A 23,678-nucleotide genomic window follows, 5' to 3' on the forward strand; every position below is an offset into this window, starting at 1 on the left:
CCCATGAAAAAACAAAAAATGCCGGCTGAAAATTTTTCTTTCGAAGCTAGTGGGTTGGCTTGATGAGTGCGGCCCGAAAAATTTGTTAGGCCGGGTTTAAGTAGAACGGGGATACCGTGGTGCGGCCTAGTTGGGTGGAAACACAAAATAGGTTAAAATGTTGGTTATTAGTAGTTTGCAAAATAATGTCAATGGTAGCGGAGTGAAACGCAGTCGATAAATCTGTTCTAAATGAGCTTATTAAGCTATACTCCAGTTGCAATGACAGTGCTTTGAAAATTATTCTTTAGGTGCCTTTTTTATCGGATGAACAGGCTGTTCCTCTAATTCTCTTTGCTTAGCCGGATTATTTGTTTTTGGTGCTTTATTAGGGGTGCTGTCGTTTTTATGCCTCACCGTTTTATGGTCAACAGGCTCCCTGCCTTTGGGCACTTCTTCCTGATAATTGCTTCCTGGTTTGTCACTTTTAATTTTTGGACCGCTCATAGCTAAAATGATTGAATTAGTGAATGTTTGAATGAATGAATTTTGAATAGCACAGTGCCTATCAATTATCTATAATAACAAATCGCTATCTGTTAAGTTTGAAAATAATTGCAAGGGCAATCCGATCATTCAGTCATTCAATCCCTCTCTCGTTCAACAATTAATTGTATAGCAAATATTTCTTCCTCATGGTTTTGTACGCACTTAGTCCTGGTTCCCAGCTCGCCCTAATTTCTGCTTCACTTTTTCCGTCGATTACCTGTTGCCTGAAATCTGCCACACCAACTAACCTTTCGATAGTACCCATTTCTTTGCTCAGCTTGGTATTAAAGAAATCTTCTTTTCTTGGCGATGCCTTGTACAGTTCGATTAACCAGCTGATGTTTACCTGTTTCGATTTTACCAGTTTTGAGGTATCGTAAGTTCTTAAATCTAAGCCATAACAAACCTGATCCTGAAACAATGGTGTTTCTGACATTCCTTTTATACTTTTCGGCGTAAAACTGAAATCGAATTTCCCTTTAAGGTACGGTGCCCCAACAACAGTAAATGGAAACATCGTTCCGCGGCCGTGGTTTAAATAGGTGCCCTCAAATAAGCAGGTAGATGGGTAAAGTAAAATAGACTGCTGTGTATTTAGGTTAGGAGAGGGTTTAACTGGTAAAGTATACTCCATATCATGATTGTAATTGGCATTTTTGATAATGGTAATCTTGCATTTCACCTTATCTTTCAACCAGCCTTCGCCATTTAACATCTGTGCATATTCGCCAACCGTTAAGCCATGTGCGATAGGGATAGGTTGCACGCCAATGCCCGATTTAAATTTTGGGTCTAAAATCGGCCCATCAATTAAATAACCATTTGGATTGGGGCGATCCAAAATCAACAGCGTTTTATTGTTTGCTGCACAGGCTTCCATAACGTGCTGTAAGGTATTGATATAAGTATAAAAACGAACACCAACATCTTGGATATCAAACACCATAATGTCGATATCTGCTAAATCTTCAGTCGTTGGTGTACTGTGTTTACCATAAAGCGAGATGGCTTTTATACCTGTTTTGGTGTCAACATCATCGTTAACGGTTACGCCTGCACTGGCATTGCCTCTAAAACCGTGCTCAGGACCAAATATCTTCTGGATTTTAACACCTCGTTTCAGCAGGCTATCAACCGAAGTCTGCGTACCGATAATTGATGTGGGGTTAACCACCATACCCACACGTTTTCCTTTTAGAAGCGGGAGGTATTTTTCGGTCTGTTCCGCGCCGGTTTTAATTGTCGATGGCAGTTTAACAGTCCTGATCATCAGTTTTCTGTTTTCAGGGCTTTTCTTTCCAAGAACTTCCTGTTCAAGTGGTTTGGGTTGTCCGCAGGCCGATAACGCAATTAAACTGGTTAAAGCAAAGCTGATGTAATTTTTCATTTTGAGTATTATTCTAATCTTCCGGTATTATAACAAAACAATTTACAATATATTTCAATTATGCTATTGGTATTTTCTTGTTACAACTTAAAAATTGATGTTTAAAGTTGGTTATTTATTTCTGAAAATGCCATTTTTAAAAAGGAATTGAGCATTTTTGTTAATACAAATTGATTAAATTGAATTTCGAATATTTCATCGCAGGGCGGATAGCCATTAAATCTGAGCGTACTTTTTCAAAACTTATCGTGCGTATTGCAATAGCAGGCGTGATGTTGAGCTTGGCTGTTATGATTCTCTCTATAGCCATTATAAAAGGCTTTAAAACTGAAATTCAGGATAAAGTAAGGGGCTATTTGGGCGATGTGCAGGTGACCCGTTACGATCTGAATAATTCTTTTGAGCATTCTCCCTTCGTACTTGATGGAGAAACAAAAAAAATGCTCAAAAATAATCCCGACATTGAATATTATTATCCTTTTGCTACAAAACCTGCTATCCTTTCGGCCAATAATGAAATTGAAGGCATTAATTTTAAAGGGATAGACAAAAACTACAAGTGGGATTATATTAAGCAGCATATTATCAGCGGAACCATTATCGATTTTTCTGACAGTACGGCCGCTATGCAAGAATTACTTATCTCGAATTATACGGCTAATCGTTTAAAACTCAAAACCGGTGATGATTTTATCATGTATTTTGTTCAAAACCAGTTGCGGCCGCGTAAATTTAAAATTGTAGGCATTTACGATATTGGTGTAGAAGATATCGATAAGGGTTTTGTGCTGGGCAACCTGAATATAATTAAACGCCTGAATAACTGGGAGACCAACGAAATTGGTGGTATAGAAATTAGGATTAATGATTTTAACAGACTTAAGCCTATTGCCAATAATATTTATGAAAAGCTTCCACGTAATTTGCGCTCGTATTCTATCGAAGAAAATTTTCCTAATATATTTACCTGGTTAGGTCTTCTTGATGTAAACACCAATGTGCTTTTAATCCTGATGTTAATTGTAGGTGTAATTAACATGGTTACCGCATTGTTGATTATGATTTTGGAGAAAACAAATATGATCGGGATGCTAAAATCTTTTGGGGCCAGTAACTGGAGCATTATGAAAATTTTCCTTTACAATGCGGCTTATTTAATTGGTATTGGCTTATTACTGGGGAATATTCTGGGCTTAGGACTTGGTTTTTTACAGCAGGCCACTCACATTTTCAAGCTTAACCAGGCCTCTTACTTTTTAGCTTATGCACCAATAGAATTTCATTTTATTGATGTGCTGCTGCTTAATATCGTTACGGTAGTGGTATGTTTAACGGTTTTGATTATCCCTTCGCTATTGATCAGCAAGGTTTCTCCGCTTAAAGCAATCCGATTTAAATAAGGAAAAAACTTGGGTCACCGGACAGATCATTTTCCGATGCCCAAGCAAACCTAAACTTAAGCTCTTGTCAACTCAACCTTTACAGTTTGTGTACGATCACTTTTCTGAAGCTGAGGATATGGTGTGATGTCAATTAATTTGAGAGAATAATCTATGCCGTTAATTTTAATGTTTGCTACACTTTCTAATGTGCCACAAAGCCCTTTGCATAAAACAATTTCCTGGTCAATATTATTGCCTGTTAATTTGAAAAAAGCTTTTGCACCACCAGCGCCAATACAATCAGCATTTATTGGGCAACGGCTATCGCTAATCGATTTTAATACTAATGTAGATGCACCGATTGATTTCGAAGTATTGATTTCAAATTCGTAATTCGTCGTTTTTGTTTCAGATTTCTTCTTACATCCAAAAACAAAACTAGATAAGACAATAAAGAAGAATATTAAATTTTTCATTTAGATGAGGATTAACTACTTCTTTTTAAAATATATTCATAAGCTACGGTAGCGTAAGAGGTAGCTGGAGAAAAATCTGTTTTTGCATTGAATCTTTTTCTAAGGGTTAAATCTACTCCGCTGCTTCTAATATTGTATTCGCCGTTTAAAATCATATTCCAATCAAAATCGGCTGTCCAAACGCCCTCATCTGTAAAATATCCGATCCCGTTCTTAAAGTTATAGGTTCCCTTACCTCCCGATGGTTTTAGGTTAGCATCGGTACTAGGAGTAGTGTTGAATTTTCCATCCTGTAGCAAGATTGAAATTAGTCGGGTTACCGGTACAGACTTAACACTATTGGTAATTACCAATACACCTGTATAGTTGCCATCCAATAAAACATCTACGTTTGTAGATTTTTTACAGCCTAAAGATAAGATCAGGGCAAAAAGGAAAATACAGATTTGAACTTTCATACCCCTTAAACGGAGTTCAAAATGAAAACGCTACACTTAAATTGAAATCCAGTCTATACCTTGAGTACTATGGATAAATTCAGTCCGTGGTTCGAGGTTTAAATACGGATAAGTGACTTTCGAAAGGTATAAGCCTGTTGGATGAGCGGGTAATGATAGTTTTGAGGATTGCAGGGTAATCAGTCCGCTTTCAAATTCATCAAAGCTAAGTTCTCCTTTACCAACCATGAGGATTTTACCCATAATTATGCGGATCATTTTACCTAAAAAGCGGTTGCTGGCAATATGAAACCTCAGCCTGTCGCCTTTTGGATTTGCAAATAAATCGGCTTCCATTACATTGCAGATGGTATGCTCGTATTTATCAGGATGCGTACAAAAAGCCCTATAATCTTTGTATTGGGGTAGTAGTTTTACAACGGCTTTCATTTTATCAAAATCTAGATTATTTAATTGATAAAAGGAACTTTGGGTGCTTAAAAAAGGATCTTTATAGGTATGGATAAAATAATCATATTTCCGTTGTACAGCATCAAACCGGGCGTGAGGTTTCCCCTCCATTTTAATAATGTCGAATACTGCGATATTATAAGGTAAGGCTTTATTTAGGATGTAAAGCAGGTCGAAATCAATCTCTTTTTCGATATCGGTATGAAAAAAGAACTGACTGGCATGCACATGCGCATCAGTCCGCCCACAGCCGTTAATAGCAATCGGCGATTTTAAAATCTTCGATAGGGTTTGTTCAATAACTTCCTGAACGCTTTTTACCCCAGGCTGTTTTTGCCACCCACTAAAGTACTGGCCTTGATAGGCAATGTGAAAGAAATACCTCATTTTTCTGCTGCAATTTTACGGAAATTTTAGCAGCAGGAATATTAAATCATACTTTTGTGTGGTAAATTTTAATCATGGATTTAATAAACTGTCCTTGCGGAAGTGGAGCTGCGTTTAGCCATTGTTGCCAGCCTTATCATTTAAAAGTGAAGGCGGCACCAACTGCAGAAGCCTTAATGCGTTCCAGATATTCGGCTTTTGTTGTAGCTGATGTTGCTTATCTTTACGATACCACGCATAGCAGTAAAAGAAAAGGGCATTCGAAAAGTGCTTATTTAAGCAGTGCGAAAAACACCAAATGGCTAAAACTCGAAATTATTTTTTCTGATTTTGATGTCGTCGAGTTTAAGGCCTATTATCTCAATAAGAAATTTCAGACTGAAGTGTTGCATGAAAAATCTAATTTCAGGTTAGAAGAAGGGCAATGGTATTATGTGGATGGGGAATTTTATTTATAACAAAAATTCACTCACGTTTTCGGGTGTAATTATTTTAGTCTCCACATTCTCATAGGCATCTAAAAACGTCTTTGGAAATCTTGCATTAGATTTAGCGTTCCATTTAATTTCGTAGGCATTCATTAATCCGTTTCTTTCTTCAATATAATCTATTTCCTGTTGTGCATGCGTACGCCAAAAGTATTGGTTGCAATTAATCTGTTTATAAGCAAGGAGTTTAACCCTTTCACTAATTACGAAATTTTCCCAAAGGGCACCAATATCCTGTCTTAATACAGCTGGACTAAATTGATTAATTACAGCATTTCTGATACCATTGTCGTAAAAGTAGATCTTTCGGCTTTTCTTTAGCTCATTTCTTAAGTTCCTACTTAAAGATCCCAATCTGAATACAATAAATGCCTTTTCAAGCAGATCGATATATTTCTCTGTTGTTTGATTATCCAGACCTGCTAATTGCCCTAGTTCGTTATATGATACCTCATTGCCTACCTGAAAAGCCAAAGCCTGGATTAATTTCTCCATCTTATCTGGTTTTTGTATTTTCTCCCAGGTTAGGATATCTTTATATAGGTAACTGTCCGATAATTGTTTTAAACGTATTTCTTCTCCACCTGGATTGTTCACGATTTCTGGATAGTAGCCATAAACCAAGCGATGGTTCAATAATCTTTTCTCTGCAAGTAGACCGTTTTCCTCCACCATTTCTCCGAACGAAAAAGGAAATAGGTTATATTCCCATTTTCTACCAGTAAGTGGTTCGTTAATATGATTGGCTAACTCAAAGGCTGAAGAACCAGTAGCAATTACTTTTACATCTTTAAGTTGATCAATGATTAGTTTAATAGATAAACCAATATTATCAACTCTTTGCGCTTCATCAATTACCAACGTTTTGGCTTTTCCAAGAAGTGCACGTAAGGAGGTTGAAGTGGTATTCGAAAGTATTGTTCTAATGTCTGCGTCATCACCATTCCACCACATAACGGGTTTAGCAAATTTAGAAGAAAGCTGCTGCAAGAGCGTACTTTTTCCAACCTGCCTTGGACCTAAAAGGATGACCGCCTTTTCATCTTTTAGATGTTTTTCGATAGAATCTGATATTGCTCTTGAAATCATAATCGCAAATTTAATATAAATTTTGCGAATGTAATCGCAAAATTTATATTAAATTTGCGATTTTACTCCTTTTAGCTATATTTTCTTTGCTTCGTTCCAATATATATCCATCTCTGCAAGGGTCATATCGGCTAGGGCTTTTCCGTTTTCTTTTGCTTTGGTTTCGAGGTACTGAAAACGTTTGATAAATTTTTTATTGGTTTTTTCCAATGCATTTTCAGGATTGATGTTAATGAAACGTGCATAATTGATCAAAGAAAAAAGTACATCGCCAAATTCTGATTCTGCTTTTTCGATATCAATGGCCGTATTATCGGCAACATTAAATTCAGTTTTAAACTCCTGTAGTTCTTCTTCTACCTTTTCCCAAACCTGATTTTTATCTTCCCAATCGAAACCTACGCCACGGGCTTTTTCCTGAATGCGGGCTGCCTTAACCAAAGCTGGTAGTGAAGATGGAACACCCGCCAATACCGATTTGTTGCCTTCTTTCAGTTTAATCTGCTCCCAATTGCGTTTAACGTCCTCTTCATTCTGCACTTCAACATCGCCATAAATATGTGGATGTCGGTTTACCAGTTTATCGCAAACCCCGTTTAAAACATCTGTAATGTTAAAATCATTGGTTTCGGAAGCAATTCTCGAATAAAAAACCAGATGCATCATCACATCGCCAAGTTCCTTTTTAATTTCGTCTAAATCGCCCTCTAAAATGGCGTCGCTCAATTCGTAAGTTTCCTCTATAGTTAAATGGCGCAGTGTTTCCATGGTCTGTTTTTTATCCCAGGGACATTGCGTACGTAGTGTATCTAAAACAGTGAGTAAACGTGTAAAAGCATCAGCTGGATTATTGGCACTTGCAGGAATTGGATTGTTAGGCATGTTTTATGGTTGAGCTATATTATCGAACGCTAAAGTACCAAACCCAAGCGATTAAGAAAAGCTGAAAGGGTATTCTGAACCATAAATATTTTGGTCCCGGCCCTGGCTTATACAAATCTTCGTAATTGATGCGGTGTTTGGCAGCGTAAATATTGGCAGGTAAAATAGCAATGTAAAAAATAATTAGGGCTATCCCGGTAAAATATCTGGTGCTTTCAATAGCCAGGCCAATGGCAAATAAGATTTCCAGAACCCCTGTTAAAAGTACAATTTCTACTTTTTTAGGAATAAATAGGGGAACCATAGCAGCCATGCTGGTTTTAAACTTGAAATGCCCTATAGCTGTAAAAAGTAACATCACGCCCATGGCGATATTGCCTGCAAAAATATTTCCTTTATCAAATGTGGTATGACCGCTAAAGGCTGATAGGGCAATATAAACGATAAGTAATACAAATAAAGGTTTCATTTATTATAATTTTTACTTACTTGATCAAATTAAAGGCAATTAAAATCGTTGCTACGAATAAGATAATCATGCCTGATAGAAAGACAAAATCAGCAACTTTTTCTAACTTTTGACTTGCGTTCCTTTCCCTTCTCATGGAGATAAAAGATAAGATACAGCTGGTCATAAAAAACATTACAGCAGCTACGGCAAATTCATCAATTATGGAACCATCGGTAAGTGCGAGTTTTTTTAAAGAAGTAAGTACAATAAAACAAATGCCCAACAGATTGGCAGAAGTACTTAAAATATGAGGTGATCTATTTTCGGCCATACTAATCCTTTTCTTCTAATTTAATTTTTTTCGTAATCCGATAAACGCGTTTCTTTTTGTCGGGCTTATGCTCTTCGCCCATTAAAATGCCCCAAGGTTTTAGATTATCCACTCTGTCGAAGATTATCTTTAGCATGGCCAGATAAGGTATACATAAAAACATGCCCGATATCCCCCAGATCATTTCGCCAACTACAATACCAAAAAAGGCGAAGAGTGCATTAATTTTTACTTTCGAACCCACTACCAGTGGCATTAGCACATTTCCATCTACAGCATGAACGCCAACAAAAACGATCAAAACCAGAAGCACTTTACCTGCACCTGCTGTTGCAAAAGTAATCAGGCAGCTTATTAGCAGCGCAAAAAATATCCCCAAATAGGGTACTACATTGAAAATGCCTGCCACCAAACCTAATAAAACAGCATATTTAACCCCTAATAAACTCAGTACAGTAATCATTAATACCGTAACAATAAGCATCTGTAGAAATAAACCGATGATGTATTTTTTAATGATGTATTGAATCTGACTAACGATTTCTGAAACCTTTTCTTTATGTTCTTCTTTAAAAACAGCGGTTAAGAAAGTGAATAAAACACGGCGGTAATTTAAAATGAAGAAGGTAAACAAAAGCGTGAAACCCAAAAATAATAGGGTAGAAGATAGTGTGGCCAAGGTTGTAGCAACAATAGCAGCACTGGTAGCCAAAGCTTTTTCGGTACTATCATTTAAATAATCGAGTTGTTTCTGAGAATTTACACCAAAGGTGTGCGAAATCCATTTCTGCAGCTCATGGTACGAAACATTGGCTTTCTCTTTTAACAATGGCCAATCGGCCCATAAATCGCTCAACTGATTGCCAAAAAAATATATAATTCCGCCAATTACAGCGATCATTAGCACTACTGAAACAAGAGTAGATAAACTTCGTTTAAACTTAAATCTCTGCTCTAAAAAATTGCCGACGGGCAATAATAAAATTGCCATTAAAAAAGAGAAAAGCAGCGGTGCCAACAGCGATTGCCCTAAAATGGCGATATAGGTTAAGCTTATTAAACAGAAAAGAACCAAGGCAAGCTTGGGGAGGAACGATAATTTGTCTTTCATATAATTTTAAATCCTGTTTAATACAAAATGCCCGATTAATTGTTTCACCAATCGGGCATTTAAATATAAGAGATTATTTTTTAATAGATACTTGCTTTGTCTAAAAGTGAAATATCTTCTGGCGATAATTTCAAATTCGCTGCATCCGTAAAAGATTTTAACTGGTTTAAATCCGTAACGCTTGCAATCGGTGCTGTAATTGAGGGATGATAAATTAACCAGGCAAGGGCTACCGAAGCTGGCTCAACATGGTGTTTTTCAGCAACCTCATCCAATGCCGCTAAAATTTTAAAGCCACGTTCGTTCATGAATTTTTTAACGCCACCACCACGCTGGCTTTTATTTAAATCATCTTCGCTGCGGTATTTTCCGGTTAAAAATCCGCTGGCTAACGAATAATAGCTTACTACGCCCAAGTCATAATCCAGACAGATTTTTTCGTGTTCCTGCTCAAAGTTTTCTCTATCGTAGAGGTTATATCCTGGTTGATAAACTTCGTAGCGAGGTAAGCTGTGTTCAGTAGCATAAACCAGAGATTCTTTTAACCGTTCAGCAGAAAAGTTTGATGCACCGATCCAACGTACTTTGCCTGCTTTAATTAAAGTTTCGTAAGCACTTAGGGTTTCTTCAACTGGGGTATTTTCATCATCGTAATGAGAGAAATAGAGATCGATATAATCTGTTTGCAAGCGCGATAAGGAATGTTCTACTTCATTTATGATGTAATCTTTCTTTAAAGATTTACCCTGGCCCATATCAGAACCGACCTTTGTTGCAATAATTACGTCGTGGCGTTTGTTGTGTTGTTTAAGCCAATTGCCTATGATTGTTTCTGATTCTCCACCTTTATTTCCTGGTACCCAGCGAGAATATACATCGGCAGTATCGATAAAGTTGAATCCATTTTCTACAAACTGGTTTAATATTTCAAACGACTTTTGTTCATCGATTGTCCAGCCAAATACATTTCCTCCAAATACAATGGGTGCAATATTTAAATCGGTTTTTCCTAAAATTCTTTTTTTCATGATATGAATGTTAATAATATGCTAACAAATTAGATGGACTGAGGTTTCGTACAGAAGTCTGAATTATGTCAGTAGTTTTTGGAAAGCAGTTAACCTTCAATTTTAAAGTTATTCCTGTCGGTCGGTTTATTTTAGCCAGTTCGTTACCATAATCGTCACCCGATAGCTATCGGATGCGAGGCAGGATAAGCGGAGCCTAAGCAATCTTTCTCCATAAATTAAAATGCGTTCTATTTTTAGAAAAGCAAGGCCTGTAGTGCTTTGGTTAAACCCGTCCCGCCCTTTGCTTAATCCCGATAGATAAACCAATAAATAAAATAATACTCAAATCGGGATAACGCTGTTGGTCGGGTTTATTTTACCACAGATAGTAGTACTGTTTTAGCCGCCTAAACCCGATCGAAGCGAGATGCCGATATTTCATCGGCAGAAGTGGGAGCGGGACTGCGGAGAGCCAATAGCTTCTGCTAAGCTTTCCAAAAAAAGAACCTTAAGTTAGGGTATGTTTTTAGCTGCTAAACACTAAATCGTTATCCGATAGCTATCGGATGCGAGGCTGGGCAAGCGCTCGCTGAAGCACTCTTATGTTGTAATTTTTGTAAATGCCATTATTAAAGTTCTTTAATTATCTAAAAACCTTATGCCCTCAACCTTTTAACCATCAACCTTTGATGGCCCTAAGCATTTCTCTTTTTCCAGGAGCACCAGGTAATTTTTCGATGGTAAATCCGCAGGCTTTAACGGCTCTTTTCAGCTTTCCGGTAATGGCGTAGGTTACAAAAACTCCGCCTGGTTTTAAGAAACTGCAGGCATGTGCAATAATTTCATCGCTCCACATTTCGGGCTGGTGCTGCACAGAAAAGGCATCATAATAAATCACATTAAATTTTTGGTCGTTCTGGTATTCGGCCAATGTAGTATGCGGAATTTCCAAGGTGCAAAGCGACGTTAATTGTTGAGATGTTTTTAATGCGTCAGGGTAATTTGAAATAAAATCGGTCCATATTACTTCGGGAACATACGCGGCATAACCTGTTTGCTCAATTAGATCTGTAGTAAGCGGAAACGCTTCGATGCTGGTATAGTTAAGTTTAATGTTATTTGCCGCACAATATTCGAAACTTAAAATAAAGTTCAATCCCGTGCCGAAACCAACTTCCAAAATGGAAACTTCAGTTAAATTGGCAGAGGCGAATTTTAACCCTGCATCAACAAATACATGTTTGCTTTCCTGTAATGCGCCATGTTTACTGTGGTAATGTTCGCCTATAGTTTCGTTATACAGTGTATTCGAACCATCGGCAGTAGGTGTTATAATATTCATGAGCTAGGATTTTAAGGATTCTTGGGTTTCAAGATCATGGCGCAAATATAGCCACAGGATTAATATGATTTCTGGATTTCAGGATAAATTAGCCTATAGCGCACGTAAGTTTTGCCTGGCTGATTAATCATCGGACTTCTGACTCCCAACCCCTGAATTTTCTCTTTAATCTTTTTCTTTTCTCTTTAATCTTTTGTTATTAGTTTTGATCTTAACCTAAACCCTAAACCCTAAACCCTAAACCCTAAAATGGATATCGAATCTTTCAGAGAATATTGTTTGAATTTACCTGGTACAACCGAGGGAATGAAATGGGGACATTTATGCTTCATGATTGAAGAAAAAATGTATTTCATTATCGCTATTGATGAAGATAACAGTTTCTCTATAAAGTGTGATCCCGAAGAGTTTGATGCATTAACGGCTAGAGATGGCATACAACAGGCCCACCATATGGCTAAACGACAATGGATACGTGTTGATAACCTGGAGGTGTTTAATGAAACAGAACTGAAAAAAAGAGTGGCTGATTCGAGAGCTATGGTTTTGGCTAAATTACCTAAGAAAACACAGGCAAAGTACGCTTAAATTTTAAACTGAAGTATGGAAATATCTTCAATGCAAGATTTTTATACAAGTTTCTTTAAGGTCATGATGTAGCCGATGTGCATACCCTCGTGGAAAGGAATAAAATTTATTACATCTTCGATTGAGTTTAATTTCATGCCATAACGTTTATCCCAAGGATCGAACTTTAAAAAAACACCATTAGAATAATCAGTGGCTAAACGATCCATGCTGTTTAAGAGTGCATCGAAAATAGAATTGATCTCTTCCTGTCCAATAAATTTTTCAGGCTTTGTCCCGCTTAAAAACGGCGAAAAGTGCTCGTCTTTAACAGTTATTGCTAAACCCGATCTTACATAACACATATTTTGCTGCGCCGCGGTTAAATGGGCGATATTCCAGATAATATTATTGTTAAAACCTGTAGGGATTTTATTTAACTGTTCGGTACTTAAATCTTTTCCCAGTTCTAGAATAAAAATTCTGGTGTTTTTAATCTGGACGATGGTAGCAAGCATGATTTATTTCTGTTTTATGGAATTTAGCATATTTAATCCAGCTATTGCCAGGCCATTTGAAGGGTTTATCGTCTTAGCTTTCTCGTAGTAAAAAATTGCTTTTTCTCCCTCCCCAATCTGGCTATAGGCAAATGCAATATTGCAAAGCCCCATATCTTTATACGATAGTTTAGAAGAACTCAATAAAGTAATAAACCTATATTCGTCAACCCAGCTGTTCTGCTCAAAAAAATAATACTTTTTTCGAAATAGGGGATAGATTCCTGATATCGGTGTTGCTTGATGATTGCTATTCCCTTCCGATGGTTTTTTGCAATAGTTTTTCTAAGAATAAAAGCCAATAGTGAATATAAAAGGGCTGCCATTAATATAGCATCACCAATGGCTAATTTTTCAAAGGCATAATAAAACATATAAATGATTACCAATTGAATGATCAAAGATGACCATGCGATTTGATTAAATACGGGTACTTTACTGTTCATTTTTTGTTTCCTCTTTTTTCACTTCATCTTTTTGTGTATCGTCTTTTTTTATGCCTTTATCAGCATTCAGTTCTTTCGACTTCATGATATTAAAACGATACATTTCTTCAATCCCAACAAGTTTCCGCGTGCATTTATCAATATCGGTTTCCTCTTGCCATAAATATGGACGGAAACTATAAGTCTTGGTGCCGTCTAAATTCGTAATAAACTGGTTCCAATTGCTCCAGCGGAGACCCTTGTAAAATTTAGAAAGATCACTATCAAAACAAAAAACAAGAAACTCACCATAGCCAGCCCCAAGCGGTTGCCAGGTTAGGCTGTTAGGCTCCAGGTAATACACGTTTTTAATGTCTTTACCCAAGCCGCCATAATTGATGGCAAAGAAACCACCTACAGCGTCATCAGCAATTAATAGATAAGGGATGTTATCGCCATATTCTTTTATGGTTTTTCCTTTGTTCCATTCGGCAACATTTCGGCTCAATCGTTCGCTGCCCGAGCCTAAGATTCTAATCCAGCCATTATCAACCATAATGCCTCCGGTATTGTAGATTACCGAGCCAAGTGTAGCATAGGTAGTCATTTGCGAGTGATATAAAACTTCTTTTGCTTTTGCAGAATCAACTGGCAGAACCTCCACCTTATTTTTGGCAGAATCGATCCACTTTTTTACCAACGGCCAGGCCGGATCGGTTTTATTTACCAATGCTTCGAGACTGATTAACTTATTATCTTGAGCAAAGGTTCTTGAAGAGAATAAAGTTAAACTTAGGATAAGAATTGTTTTGAATGCGCTTCTCATGAAAAAGGGACTTATGTTTTCCAAAGATAGAATGATAATTAAGAATTGTTGAAAGGAGTGGGATAATTTTTGATTTGCTAAATCAAATGATCGTGCAGTCGGATGTTACCATCCGACTGATTTATTCAATATCTAAAAAGAATTGATTAATTCGATGAATTGAATTGATAATTTCAGCCAGTGTCAGATGGTAACATCTGACACCACGCCTAACCTTCAACCTCAACCTACTGCATTCTAATTCTGTCTTTTTGTGTAATTAATCGTGCAGTCGGATATTACTATCCGACTGATTTATCCAATATCTAAAAAGAATTGATTAATTCGATGAATTGAATTGATAATTTCAGCCAGTGTTAGATGGTAACATCTGACACCACGCTAATAAAACAAAAACACCCCAATGAAACGGGGCGCCTTTAATATAGGGATGATAAATAATTGATTTTAAACTATTGAATGGAAAGCCTTAAACACTCCACCTTTTAAGCTTCCACCTCAATCTACCACATTCTAATTCTGTCTTCTGGCTTTTTATATAATTTATCGCCAGGTTTAACATCAAAAGCATTGTACCATGCATCCATATTTACAGGTGCACCAATAGTACGGTACGGGCCTGGAGAATGTGGATCGGTTTTAATTAATTGAGCGGCACTTTCTGGTAAAATATTACCTCTCCACACCTGCGCCCAAGCAAGGAAGAAACGCTGATCTGGCGTAAAACCATCAATTTTCTCATTACTTTGACCTTGTTTAGTCATTTTAAAAGCAGTATAAGCCGCGTTTAAGCCCCCTAAATCGCCAATGTTTTCGCCCATGGTTAATTTACCGATTACATGAACCGTATCCAATACGGTATAGCCATCAAACTGTTCGCCTAAAGCTTTTGTTTTAGCATCAAATTTGGCTTTGTCTTCAGCTGTCCACCAGTTTTTTAAATTACCGGCAGCATCGTACTGACTTCCGCTGTCATCAAAACCATGGCTCATTTCGTGACCGATTACCGCACCAATACCACCGTAGTTAACGGCATCATCGGCATTTGGATCGAAGAAAGGAAACTGTAAAATACCTGCAGGGAAAACAATTTCATTCAGGGTAGGGCTGTAGTAAGCATTAACTGTTGGAGGGGTCATGCCAAAACGTTTGCGATCTACAGGTTTACCTAACTGAACAACCATTTCGTTGTAAGCCCAAACACTTGCATTGCGTAAGTTTTGGAAATAAGTATCTTTATTAATCACTAAACCATCATAGTTTTTCCATTTTTCCGGATAACCCACTTTTGGTGTAAATGCATTGAGTTTAGCTAATGCTTTTTGTTTGGTTTCAGGGCTCATCCACTCCAAACCATTGATTCTGATTTCGAATGCTTTACGCAAGTTCACAATCATCTGGTTCATGCGTTCTTTAGCTTCCGGCTTAAAATACTTGGCTACATAAAGCTGGCCCAATAATTCGCCAATAGTGCCATCAGTTAAAGATGACATCCGTTGCCAACGTGGTGTTTGTATTTTTTGACCAGTTTGAGCCTGTGTGAAAGCGAAACTTGCCTTAACAAATGGAGAACTTAAACTAGAGGCAGAACCTTTTAAAATGTTCCACTCCAGATAAGTTTGCCAATCGGTAACTGGAACTGATTTCAACATTCCGTCCAGGCTTGCCATAAATTTAGGCGATGAAACCAGAACGGTATCTTGATTTTTGATTTTAAATTTAGGTAAATAGGTTGTCCAGTTAATATCTGGAGTTTTTTTGTTCAGTTCTGCAACAGTAAATTTGTTGTAGGTGGCGTAAGGATCACGCATTTCTAAACGGCTCATCTGCGCTTCGGCAAATTGCTTTTCAATTTTATAAACGGTTGCTGCTTTTTGTTTTGCTTCTTCAGGGGTACTTCCTGTTAGGGTAAATAGCGTAGCTATATAAGTGTTATAAGCCTCGCGTATTTTAACACTGCGGGTATCATCTTTCAGATAATAATCACGATCGGGAAGTGTTGTGCCACCCTGACCAATATTCACCATGTACTTGTTTACATTCTTGCGGTCTTGGCCAACACCCAAACCGAACATTCCACCGCCTAAACCATTGGTTCGCATGTAAGCCACCTGATCTAGCACACCTTGAATATTCTTAATCTGTTTGATTTTCTCTAAATCGGCTTTTATTGGTGTATAGCCCAGTTTTTCTATGGTTGCACTATCCATGGCAGCCGTATAAAAATCGCCAACTCTACGTTTAACGGAACCTGCAGGAGCAGATTTATCAGCAGCTGCATCTTCTACCAAAGATTTAACAGCATTGATATTGAAATCGCGAAGTTCGTTAAATGAACCCCAACGCGTTTCTTTAGCAGGAACAGGATTGTTTTTTATCCACGTGCCACTTGCGTAGGTGTAGAAATCGTCGCCTGGCTTAACGGAAAGATCCATGTTAGCAGGGTCGATAAATTTTTTGGTTTGTGCATTTGCAGAAAAGCCTGCAGCGACTATACCTAGCGCCGCAAAACATCTTTTCAAATTTTGGTATTTCATTCGCTTAATAAGTTAGTAATTATGCGAAATTTATGAAATACTAATTAATACTGGTGTTATATATTAAGAATATTACTTGTTAAACCAGTAGTAAATTTTTGCTAAACCAAGTCGTCTGATAAGTTCGGACGCTGAAAAAGAAATTTTAATAGATTTCATGATTTTAAATCTTTTATACAGTATTAACATTTTTTAACAAAATTTATTGTGTACTTGTAAAATTTATTGCTATCAAGAACGATTCGGGATAAAGCATTTTATTTTCCATAAATTTGAAAACGGTTATCTAAACCTGCGAGGTTTTATCGATAATAAATAAAAAAGATGTTTAGCATACAATACATATAATGAGCCACTCACACGATAAAGAAGATAGCTGTTGCAGCAGTAAAGTACATTCCGCTCCAAAACATAACCACGATCATGCACACGAAGAAGGCGACGAACACGACCACGATCATGGTGGAGATCCGTCGGCCTTTCAAACTTATCTGCCAGCCATTGTAACATTGGTTATGCTGCTGATCGGGATTGTGTTTGATAATCTATTTAAGGTTCCTGCATTTCAGGTCATCAGGCCTTATTGGTATATCGTGGCTTATTTGCCTGTGGGAATTCCGGTTTTACGTGAGGTTTGGGAAACTTTTAAAGCCAAAGATTTCTTTACCGAATTCTCTTTAATGTCTATCGCTACTATTGGTGCCTTTGCCATTGGCGAATACCCAGAAGGTGTAACGGTGATGCTTTTTTATACCATTGGCGAGTTGTTTCAAATGGCTGCTGTAAACCGTGCCAAAAGGAATATTAAAGCTTTACTTGATGTTCGTGCAGATGTAGCACATGTGTTCCGTAATGGAAAATACGAAGATGTTAATCCCGAAAAGGTAGAAATTGGCGAAACCATACAAGTAAAAGCCGGAGAAAAAATCCCTTTAGACGGAGAACTGATCAGTGATAAAAGCAGTTTTAATACCGCTGCTTTAACAGGCGAAAGTAAACCACGTACAATTAATAAAGGTGAATCAATTTTAGCGGGGATGCTTAACCTGGATAAGGTAGTCGAGGTAAAAGTAACTAAGGCTTTTGCCGATAGTGCATTGTCGCGCATTTTGGAAATGGTTCAGAATGCCACTACGCGTAAAGCTAAAACCGAGCTCTTTATTCGCAAGTTTGCTAAAATATATACCCCAATTGTTTTCTTTTTAGCCCTTGCGCTGGTTACTATCCCAATTTTGGTTTTAGGGAGCGAGTATCATTTCCAAACCTGGTTGTATCGTTCGCTGGTTTTCCTGGTTATATCTTGCCCCTGTGCGCTGGTGATTTCTATTCCATTAGGATACTTTGGTGGCATTGGTGCTGCATCAGCAAATGGAATTCTTTTTAAAGGCTCTAATTTCCTCGATTTAATTACCAAGCTGAATACTGTTGTAATGGATAAGACTGGAACCTTGACAAAAGGTGTTTTTAAGGTTCAGAAAGTAGAAAGCAGTATCGATGAAGCAACGTTTTTGAATTTATTAACTGCCGTTGAAGCAAAATCAACCCATCCAATTGCTAAGGCCATTGTAGAATACGCAGGCCAGAAAGAAATCCATCCCGCCGAAAATATTGAGGAAATCGCTGGAATGGGCTTAAAGGGATCGGTAAATGGCAAAGTGGTTTTGGCAGGGAACACAAAGCTTTTAGAGAAATTTAATATTGCCTTTGATGCCAAGATTACAGCTATCGAAGAAAGTATTGTGGTTGTTGCCGTTGAGGGAAAATATGTAGGATATGTTTTAATTGCTGATGAAATAAAAGAAGACGCCGCAGAAGCCATCAAGCAGCTTCACGAAAACGGAATAAAACAGGTAGTGATGCTGAGCGGTGATAAAACTTCAATTGTTAAAAAAGTAGCAGCAGGTTTAGGTATTGATACTTATTTTGGCGATTTATTACCTGAAGATAAAGTTGCTAGACTGGAAGAAATTAAAAGTGACAGCAGCAAGGTAGTGGCATTTGTTGGCGATGGAATAAATGATACGCCTGTATTGGCCATTAGCGATATTGGTATTGCCATGGGGGCAATGGGGAGCGATGCTGCTATTGAAACGGCCGATGTAGTTATCCAAACCGATCAGCCTTCTAAAATTGCAACTGCGGTTAAAATCGGTAAGGCAACCAAAAAGGTTGTGATCCAGAATATCGTATTGGCATTCGCGGTAAAAGCATTGGTTTTAATTTTAGGTGCGGGCGGTATTGCCACCATGTGGGAAGCCGTTTTTGCTGATGTTGGTGTTGCACTTTTGGCCATTTTAAATGCCGTGAGAATACAGAAAATGAAGTTTTAGTGCATTTATCCTTTTACCATTAAGAAATTAAGATAGTTAAGGAATTGCCTAAAACTTAATGTCCTTAATTTCTTAATGGTATTAATATGTTGAAAATTGGAAAAATAAATTACTATAAAAATTAGTATATTCGTTTATGTCTAAGCCTATTCCATATCCGGTTTTAAACGATGATGAGCCCGTAAGGCAATTCAATGAACTTGATGCGTCGTTAACTTATAGCTACTCTAATTATTTAAACTGGCTTTTTCCTGAAAGAGTAGAACTGATTAAAGGTAAAATCTTTAAAATGAGTACTGCGCCTTCAAGGGTACATCAGGAAGTTGCTGGCAGTATCTTCTTAAATTTAGACATTTTTCTAAAAGATAAACCCTGCAAAGTTTATTCTGCACCGTTCGATGTCCGTTTTCCAAAAGAAAGTAAAGCTGATAAGGATGTATATACGGTATTACAGCCCGATATTTGTGTTGTTTGTGATAAAAGTAAATTAGATGCCCGCGGTTGTATCGGTGCGCCCGATCTTGTGATTGAAATTTTATCTCCTGGCAATACCAAAATGGAACTGCTTAATAAATATCGCGTTTACGAAGAATTCGGTGTTAAAGAATATTGGGTGGTTAGCCAAAGCGATCAAAGCATCCTCATTTACACCCTTAATGATTTGGGCAAATTTCAGCCTTCTAAAATATTTACCCATAGCGAAAAAATCACTTCATCGGTACTACCAGGTTTTGAATTGGAATTAGATGATGTTTTTGACGATATCGATTAACTTATTTTTTCACTTTTGATTTTTGTGTAGTATCGTTCGAATCAGCATTCAAAAGCATAATAGCGGTTAATACGCATATGAGCACGAAGTTATACTCCATACCATTTCTTCCGCCGCCTACAACAAACCAGCCCTCCTTAAAATGTACCATGATAATGCCCATTATCAATATAAAAATTGTTGCAAAACATGCCAGGCGGATATATTTATTCATGATAAGAAGCACTGCACAAACTATGTGTGAAAGTTTAATTATCCAGGCAATGGCTACCCCAAAAGGTGCAAATCCTACTTTATTCAGGTAAAAATTTCCAAAATCATTAATTCCCCCATCAAATATACCCAAAACACTATGCGATAATAAAATTATAGCAACTGTTGTGCGTAAAATAGTATAAGCAATTTTAGCGTTTTTAGTATCCATCGGAATTTAAATGATCTGTTATACTAAAATACAATTATCTATTGAAGTGAATGTATTTAGCATATAATTTTAGTGGCACAAGCCCATGTTTGTAAACCTGATTGATTGTAAAGCCCGCATTCCGATTTAAGCATTCATAATTTTGTTTATAGGTATGCTTGCTTGTTGCACAGGTTTCATCGGGAGAGGACTTGTAACGAAAAGTAGGACTCACTTTAAAATGGAATGCTGCACCTGCTTTCCAAAAATAATACTGTATAAGAATAGAGAATATTAAAACGCCTTGATTTTGCTTGAGTCTTTCGGCTTACTCTGCTTTGGTCTTTCAGCTTAATTAGCTATTTTTGGACTTTTAATATCATTCATGAGCATATCCACCAAGTACAATCCTGCAGAAACAGAAGATAAATGGTATAGCTATTGGCTATCGAAGAAATTTTTCCACTCCGAACCCGATGAACGCGAGCCTTACACCATCGTCATTCCGCCTCCAAACGTCACCGGTGTGCTGCACATGGGGCATATGCTTAACAATACCATTCAGGATGTATTGATCCGTAAAGCCCGTATGCAAGGTAAAAATGCATGTTGGGTGCCAGGAACTGACCATGCCTCTATTGCTACTGAAGCAAAAGTTGTGGCGATGTTGAAGGAGCAGGGGATTAATAAAAAAGATCTTTCGCGGGATGAATTTTTGAAATATGCCTGGGAGTGGAAAGAGAAATACGGCGGTATTATTTTAGAACAGTTAAAGAAACTGGGTGCAAGTTGCGATTGGGACCGTACCCGTTTCACCATGGAAGAAGATCTTTCTGAAGCGGTGATCGATTCATTTATCCACTTGTACAAAAAAGGCTGGATTTACCGTGGTATCCGTATGGTAAATTGGGATCCAGCCGGTAAAACTGCGGTTTCTGACGAAGAAGTAATCCGTAAGGAAGTAAATCAAAAACTATATTATATAAAATACCTGATTTCGGGAACGGAAGACCAGTTTTTAACGATAGCTACAACGCGTCCGGAAACGATTATGGCCGATGCAGCAATCTGTATCAATCCGAACGACGAGCGTTTTATGCACTTAAAAGGCAAAAAAGTGTTCGTGCCTTTGGTTAACCACGAAATTCCGGTTATTGAGGATGAATATGTGGATATTGAGTTTGGTACAGGCTGTTTAAAAGTTACGCCGGCGCACGATTTAAATGATTATGAACTGGGCGTAAGACATAATTTACCGGTTACCGATATCTTAAACGATGATGGAACTTTAAATGAATTAGCGGTTATTTTAGTGGGCGAAGACAGGTTTGTTGCGCGTAAAAAAATCGCTAAAATGCTGGAAGAAGCTGGGCATTTGGACAAAGTTGAAGATTATAAATCGCAGGTTGGTTTTTCTGAACGTACAGATGCCGCTATCGAACCAAAACTTTCCATGCAATGGTTTGTGAAGATGAAGGAGATGGCGCAGCCAGCTTTGGATGATGTGCTGAATGGAGAGGTAAACCTGATTCCGAATAAATTTGAGAATACTTACCGCCATTGGATGGAGAATGTCCGCGATTGGAACATTAGTCGCCAGTTGTGGTGGGGCCAGAGAATCCCGGCCTGGTACGATGATAAAGGAAATTGGGTGGTTGCCAAAACTAAAGATGAAGCATTAGAAGAATTCTGGAAGAAAAAACATTTGGATGAAAGCTGTTCGGAAACAGAAAAAGCTGGATTCAAACATCAGTTAGAGCCGTTTTTAAGGCAGGACGACGATGTGATGGATACCTGGTTTTCGTCATGGTTATGGCCGATTTCAGTTTTCGACGGCTTTAAAAATCCTGAAAATAAAGACATCAATTATTATTATCCAACCAACGATCTGGTTACCGCACCTGAAATTTTATTCTTCTGGGTGGCCCGTATGATTATGGCCGGACATGAGTTTATGGGTAAAAAACCATTTACGAATGTATACTTAACAGGGATTGTACGCGATAAATTAGGCCGTAAAATGTCTAAATCTTTGGGTAATTCACCTGATCCGATTGGATTGATCGAAAAATATGGTGCCGATGCCGTTCGTGTGGGGATGTTAATGTCGTCACCTGCCGGAAACGATTTAATGTTTGATGAAAGTTACTGCGAACAGGGACGTAATTTCGCCAGTAAAATCTGGAATGCTTTCCGTTTGGTAAAAGGATGGGAAGTTGACGAAAACTTAGCGAACCCGAATACCCAGGCCATATCCTGGTTCGAAAACCGCTTTAACGAAGCTTTGGTAGAAATTGAAGCTAACTTTAAACAATACCGTCTATCGGAAGCATTAATGATTACCTACAAACTGGTTTGGGATGATTTCTGTGCCTGGTATTTAGAAATGGTTAAGCCAGCTTATCAGCAACCGATTGATGCGGAGAGTTTTAAAGCTACAGTCGGTTTCTTCGAAAATATCATCAAATTATTACACCCGAACATGCCTTTCTTAACTGAAGAGCTGTGGCATGATGATCTGTTTGCCGAGCGCGCAGAAATGGACTGTTGTATTGTTGCCGAATTCCCGAAAGGCGGGGCTTTTGATGCGCAATTATTGAAAGATGCAGAGGTAATTAAAACCGTGGTAGCCGAAATTAGAAATGTTAGGAACCAGAAGCAGATTTCTCCTAAAGAAGCGTTGCCTTTAAGTATCAAAATAAATTCTGACCTCGATTACGAAAAATGGTTAAATATTGTTTTCAAATTGGCCAATGTATCAGAAGCGGAAATTGTAAACGACAAAATTGTTGGCGCAACTGCTTTTATGGCTGGCAAAGATGAATTTTTCATCCCTTTAACCGAAAATATTGATGTGGAAGCAGAACGTGAGCGTTTAAATGCCGATTTAGTATATTTACAGGGCTTTTTAAAGTCGGTAGATGCTAAATTGAGCAACGAACGCTTTGTACAGAACGCAAAACCGGAAATTATTGCAAACGAACGGAATAAAAAAGCCGACGCTGAAGCTAAAATCAAAATTATTGAAGAAAGTTTAGCGGTTTTAGGATAATAATAACTTTACAGACGCTGCGATCGTAACCCTAAAAAGCCTTTCAGATTATTTTGAGGGCACTGAAAAAGTCCATGTAAAAAATTGTCTAATTAAGTATTGAGAAAAAATGACAGATGAGGCCCTTTTGGATCGTCTAATTGCAAAATAAACTTAGGAGATTGCGAATATCGCAAAGAAAAGGGCTTATGAAATTAAAAATTCATAAGCCCTTTTTAAATAGGTAGTTTTTCAGTGCCCTCATTATTTTCTGAAAGGCTTTTTTATTTATTAACCTGAGTTCGATAATTATTTGCTGAAAATTATATCTTATTTACGCCTAATCCCGCTTTATCGTCCTGCTGAATTTATTTCAGCATCTTTTTAGCGTGAAAGACCCTGAAATAAATTCAGGGTGACGACCGTCTTAACAGAAAACTTGATTAAAACGCCACAAA

At 37.7% G+C, this 23,678-nt stretch carries 24 protein-coding genes; 6 read left to right on the top strand and 18 right to left on the bottom strand.

All coding sequences use genetic code 11. From position 1 onward, the window contains the following. Positions 1-279: 279 nt before the first annotated feature. Positions 280-486, bottom strand: coding sequence for a hypothetical protein (locus AW17_RS21030; protein ID WP_029279784.1), 207 nt, complete (start codon positions 484-486; stop codon positions 280-282). A 160-nt stretch (positions 487-646) separates the two neighbouring features. Further along, positions 647-1,915 (bottom strand): exo-beta-N-acetylmuramidase NamZ family protein, encoded by a 1,269-nt coding sequence (locus AW17_RS21035; protein ID WP_029279786.1) that lies wholly within the window; start codon positions 1,913-1,915, stop codon positions 647-649. 179 nt (positions 1,916-2,094) lie between these two features. On the opposite strand from AW17_RS21035, the gene AW17_RS21040 reads away from it, so the two are divergent. Further along, on the top strand, positions 2,095-3,315 hold the full coding sequence (locus AW17_RS21040; protein ID WP_029279788.1) for an ABC transporter permease: 1,221 nt from the start codon (positions 2,095-2,097) through the stop codon (positions 3,313-3,315). 56 nt (positions 3,316-3,371) lie between these two features. On the opposite strand, the gene AW17_RS21045 is transcribed toward AW17_RS21040, so the two are convergent. Genes AW17_RS21045 through AW17_RS21055 form a run of 3 tightly spaced genes read right to left on the bottom strand, consistent with a single transcriptional unit; the run spans position 3,372 to position 5,068 of the window. Beyond that, positions 3,372-3,773: a hypothetical protein gene (locus tag AW17_RS21045; RefSeq protein WP_051692018.1), complete on the bottom strand. Its 402-nt coding sequence runs from the start codon at positions 3,771-3,773 to the stop codon at positions 3,372-3,374. An 11-nt stretch (positions 3,774-3,784) separates the two neighbouring features. Continuing rightward, positions 3,785-4,231 carry a hypothetical protein gene (locus AW17_RS21050; RefSeq protein ID WP_029279793.1) on the bottom strand — a complete coding sequence of 149 codons (447 nt, stop codon included), beginning with the start codon at positions 4,229-4,231 and terminating at the stop codon, positions 3,785-3,787. 36 nt (positions 4,232-4,267) lie between these two features. Next, positions 4,268-5,068, bottom strand: a complete 801-nt coding sequence (locus AW17_RS21055) for a tRNA pseudouridine synthase A (RefSeq protein ID WP_029279795.1) — start codon at positions 5,066-5,068, stop codon at positions 4,268-4,270. Positions 5,069-5,142: 74 nt separating this feature from the next. On the opposite strand from AW17_RS21055, the gene AW17_RS21060 reads away from it, so the two are divergent. After that, complete coding sequence (locus AW17_RS21060) at positions 5,143-5,526, top strand: YchJ family protein (protein WP_051692019.1); 384 nt, start codon at positions 5,143-5,145, stop codon at positions 5,524-5,526. On the opposite strand, the gene AW17_RS21065 is transcribed toward AW17_RS21060, so the two are convergent. The 7 genes from AW17_RS21065 to mnmC2 all read right to left on the bottom strand — a co-directional run bounded on the left by AW17_RS21065 (position 5,521) and on the right by mnmC2 (position 11,772). Beyond that, positions 5,521-6,645, bottom strand: a complete 1,125-nt coding sequence (locus AW17_RS21065) for an ATP-binding protein (RefSeq protein ID WP_029279799.1) — start codon at positions 6,643-6,645, stop codon at positions 5,521-5,523. The genes AW17_RS21060 and AW17_RS21065 overlap by 6 nt on opposite strands. A 75-nt stretch (positions 6,646-6,720) precedes the next feature. Then, a complete protein-coding gene (gene mazG / locus AW17_RS21070; protein WP_029279801.1) occupies positions 6,721-7,527 on the bottom strand; it encodes a nucleoside triphosphate pyrophosphohydrolase in 807 nt (268 codons plus the stop codon). Positions 7,528-7,546: 19 nt separating this feature from the next. Beyond that, the gene (locus AW17_RS21075) at positions 7,547-7,996 is read right to left on the bottom strand and encodes a DoxX family protein (RefSeq protein WP_029279803.1); all 450 of its coding nucleotides are present in this window, start codon (positions 7,994-7,996) and stop codon (positions 7,547-7,549) included. Positions 7,997-8,012: 16 nt separating this feature from the next. Then, on the bottom strand, positions 8,013-8,309 hold the full coding sequence (locus tag AW17_RS21080) for a hypothetical protein (RefSeq protein ID WP_029279805.1): 297 nt from the start codon (positions 8,307-8,309) through the stop codon (positions 8,013-8,015). Position 8,310: 1 nt separating this feature from the next. Beyond that, positions 8,311-9,420 carry an AI-2E family transporter gene (locus tag AW17_RS21085; RefSeq protein WP_029279807.1) on the bottom strand — a complete coding sequence of 370 codons (1,110 nt, stop codon included), beginning with the start codon at positions 9,418-9,420 and terminating at the stop codon, positions 8,311-8,313. Between the two features lie 80 nt (positions 9,421-9,500). Continuing rightward, the gene (locus tag AW17_RS21090) at positions 9,501-10,448 is read right to left on the bottom strand and encodes an aldo/keto reductase (protein ID WP_029279809.1); all 948 of its coding nucleotides are present in this window, start codon (positions 10,446-10,448) and stop codon (positions 9,501-9,503) included. A gap of 661 nt (positions 10,449-11,109) precedes the next feature. Continuing rightward, positions 11,110-11,772, bottom strand: a complete 663-nt coding sequence (gene mnmC2 / locus AW17_RS21095; protein WP_029279811.1) for a tRNA (5-methylaminomethyl-2-thiouridine)(34)-methyltransferase MnmC2 — start codon at positions 11,770-11,772, stop codon at positions 11,110-11,112. Positions 11,773-12,021: 249 nt separating this feature from the next. Between mnmC2 and AW17_RS21100 the strand changes: the two genes are divergently transcribed. Continuing rightward, positions 12,022-12,360, top strand: coding sequence for an MmcQ/YjbR family DNA-binding protein (locus AW17_RS21100; RefSeq protein WP_029279813.1), 339 nt, complete (start codon positions 12,022-12,024; stop codon positions 12,358-12,360). A 41-nt stretch (positions 12,361-12,401) separates the two neighbouring features. Here the strand turns inward: AW17_RS21100 and AW17_RS21105 are convergent, their stop codons facing one another. The 5 genes from AW17_RS21105 to AW17_RS21120 form a co-directional block, all read right to left on the bottom strand. Then, positions 12,402-12,857, bottom strand: coding sequence for a DinB family protein (locus AW17_RS21105; RefSeq protein ID WP_029279815.1), 456 nt, complete (start codon positions 12,855-12,857; stop codon positions 12,402-12,404). 3 nt (positions 12,858-12,860) lie between these two features. Continuing rightward, positions 12,861-13,010: a tetratricopeptide repeat protein gene (locus AW17_RS25445; protein ID WP_083488797.1), complete on the bottom strand. Its 150-nt coding sequence runs from the start codon at positions 13,008-13,010 to the stop codon at positions 12,861-12,863. 26 nt (positions 13,011-13,036) lie between these two features. Beyond that, positions 13,037-13,342 (bottom strand): hypothetical protein, encoded by a 306-nt coding sequence (locus AW17_RS21110; RefSeq protein WP_157280386.1) that lies wholly within the window; start codon positions 13,340-13,342, stop codon positions 13,037-13,039. Next, positions 13,332-14,147 (bottom strand): DUF2625 domain-containing protein, encoded by an 816-nt coding sequence (locus AW17_RS21115; RefSeq protein ID WP_051692020.1) that lies wholly within the window; start codon positions 14,145-14,147, stop codon positions 13,332-13,334. The genes AW17_RS21110 and AW17_RS21115 overlap by 11 nt, the downstream gene beginning before the upstream one ends. A 503-nt stretch (positions 14,148-14,650) precedes the next feature. Beyond that, positions 14,651-16,684, bottom strand: a complete 2,034-nt coding sequence (locus tag AW17_RS21120; RefSeq protein ID WP_029279821.1) for a M13 family metallopeptidase — start codon at positions 16,682-16,684, stop codon at positions 14,651-14,653. Positions 16,685-17,031: 347 nt separating this feature from the next. Here AW17_RS21120 and AW17_RS21125 point away from each other — a divergent pair, with 347 nt between their 5' ends. Then, positions 17,032-19,014 (top strand): heavy metal translocating P-type ATPase, encoded by a 1,983-nt coding sequence (locus AW17_RS21125; RefSeq protein ID WP_029279823.1) that lies wholly within the window; start codon positions 17,032-17,034, stop codon positions 19,012-19,014. A 136-nt stretch (positions 19,015-19,150) separates the two neighbouring features. Further along, complete coding sequence (locus tag AW17_RS21130) at positions 19,151-19,786, top strand: Uma2 family endonuclease (RefSeq protein WP_029279825.1); 636 nt, start codon at positions 19,151-19,153, stop codon at positions 19,784-19,786. A 1-nt stretch (position 19,787) separates the two neighbouring features. On the opposite strand, the gene AW17_RS21135 is transcribed toward AW17_RS21130, so the two are convergent. Continuing rightward, a complete protein-coding gene (locus AW17_RS21135) occupies positions 19,788-20,210 on the bottom strand; it encodes a DoxX family protein (RefSeq protein ID WP_051692021.1) in 423 nt (140 codons plus the stop codon). A 364-nt stretch (positions 20,211-20,574) separates the two neighbouring features. On the opposite strand from AW17_RS21135, the gene AW17_RS21140 reads away from it, so the two are divergent. Next, positions 20,575-23,241 carry a valine--tRNA ligase gene (locus AW17_RS21140; protein WP_029279830.1) on the top strand — a complete coding sequence of 889 codons (2,667 nt, stop codon included), beginning with the start codon at positions 20,575-20,577 and terminating at the stop codon, positions 23,239-23,241. Positions 23,242-23,678: the final 437 nt, after the last annotated feature.

It is taken from the genome of Pedobacter borealis DSM 19626 (assembly GCF_000708285.2).
GTDB lineage: Bacteria > Bacteroidota > Bacteroidia > Sphingobacteriales > Sphingobacteriaceae > Pedobacter > Pedobacter borealis.

Coding starts and splice junctions, on each gene's coding strand:
- AW17_RS21030 (WP_029279784.1), bottom strand. CDS start 486: ATGAGCGGTCCAAAAATTAAAAGTGACAAACCAGGAAGCAATTATCAG.
- AW17_RS21035 (WP_029279786.1), bottom strand. CDS start 1,915: ATGAAAAATTACATCAGCTTTGCTTTAACCAGTTTAATTGCGTTATCG.
- AW17_RS21045 (WP_051692018.1), bottom strand. CDS start 3,773: ATGAAAAATTTAATATTCTTCTTTATTGTCTTATCTAGTTTTGTTTTT.
- AW17_RS21050 (WP_029279793.1), bottom strand. CDS start 4,231: ATGAAAGTTCAAATCTGTATTTTCCTTTTTGCCCTGATCTTATCTTTA.
- AW17_RS21055 (WP_029279795.1), bottom strand. CDS start 5,068: ATGAGGTATTTCTTTCACATTGCCTATCAAGGCCAGTACTTTAGTGGG.
- AW17_RS21060 (WP_051692019.1), top strand. CDS start 5,143: ATGGATTTAATAAACTGTCCTTGCGGAAGTGGAGCTGCGTTTAGCCAT.
- AW17_RS21065 (WP_029279799.1), bottom strand. CDS start 6,645: ATGATTTCAAGAGCAATATCAGATTCTATCGAAAAACATCTAAAAGAT.
- mazG (WP_029279801.1), bottom strand. CDS start 7,527: ATGCCTAACAATCCAATTCCTGCAAGTGCCAATAATCCAGCTGATGCT.
- AW17_RS21075 (WP_029279803.1), bottom strand. CDS start 7,996: ATGAAACCTTTATTTGTATTACTTATCGTTTATATTGCCCTATCAGCC.
- AW17_RS21080 (WP_029279805.1), bottom strand. CDS start 8,309: ATGGCCGAAAATAGATCACCTCATATTTTAAGTACTTCTGCCAATCTG.
- AW17_RS21085 (WP_029279807.1), bottom strand. CDS start 9,420: ATGAAAGACAAATTATCGTTCCTCCCCAAGCTTGCCTTGGTTCTTTTC.
- AW17_RS21090 (WP_029279809.1), bottom strand. CDS start 10,448: ATGAAAAAAAGAATTTTAGGAAAAACCGATTTAAATATTGCACCCATT.
- mnmC2 (WP_029279811.1), bottom strand. CDS start 11,772: ATGAATATTATAACACCTACTGCCGATGGTTCGAATACACTGTATAAC.
- AW17_RS21100 (WP_029279813.1), top strand. CDS start 12,022: ATGGATATCGAATCTTTCAGAGAATATTGTTTGAATTTACCTGGTACA.
- AW17_RS21105 (WP_029279815.1), bottom strand. CDS start 12,857: ATGCTTGCTACCATCGTCCAGATTAAAAACACCAGAATTTTTATTCTA.
- AW17_RS25445 (WP_083488797.1), bottom strand. CDS start 13,010: ATGGGGCTTTGCAATATTGCATTTGCCTATAGCCAGATTGGGGAGGGA.
- AW17_RS21110 (WP_157280386.1), bottom strand. CDS start 13,342: ATGAACAGTAAAGTACCCGTATTTAATCAAATCGCATGGTCATCTTTG.
- AW17_RS21115 (WP_051692020.1), bottom strand. CDS start 14,147: ATGAGAAGCGCATTCAAAACAATTCTTATCCTAAGTTTAACTTTATTC.
- AW17_RS21120 (WP_029279821.1), bottom strand. CDS start 16,684: ATGAAATACCAAAATTTGAAAAGATGTTTTGCGGCGCTAGGTATAGTC.
- AW17_RS21125 (WP_029279823.1), top strand. CDS start 17,032: ATGAGCCACTCACACGATAAAGAAGATAGCTGTTGCAGCAGTAAAGTA.
- AW17_RS21130 (WP_029279825.1), top strand. CDS start 19,151: ATGTCTAAGCCTATTCCATATCCGGTTTTAAACGATGATGAGCCCGTA.
- AW17_RS21135 (WP_051692021.1), bottom strand. CDS start 20,210: ATGGATACTAAAAACGCTAAAATTGCTTATACTATTTTACGCACAACA.
- AW17_RS21140 (WP_029279830.1), top strand. CDS start 20,575: ATGAGCATATCCACCAAGTACAATCCTGCAGAAACAGAAGATAAATGG.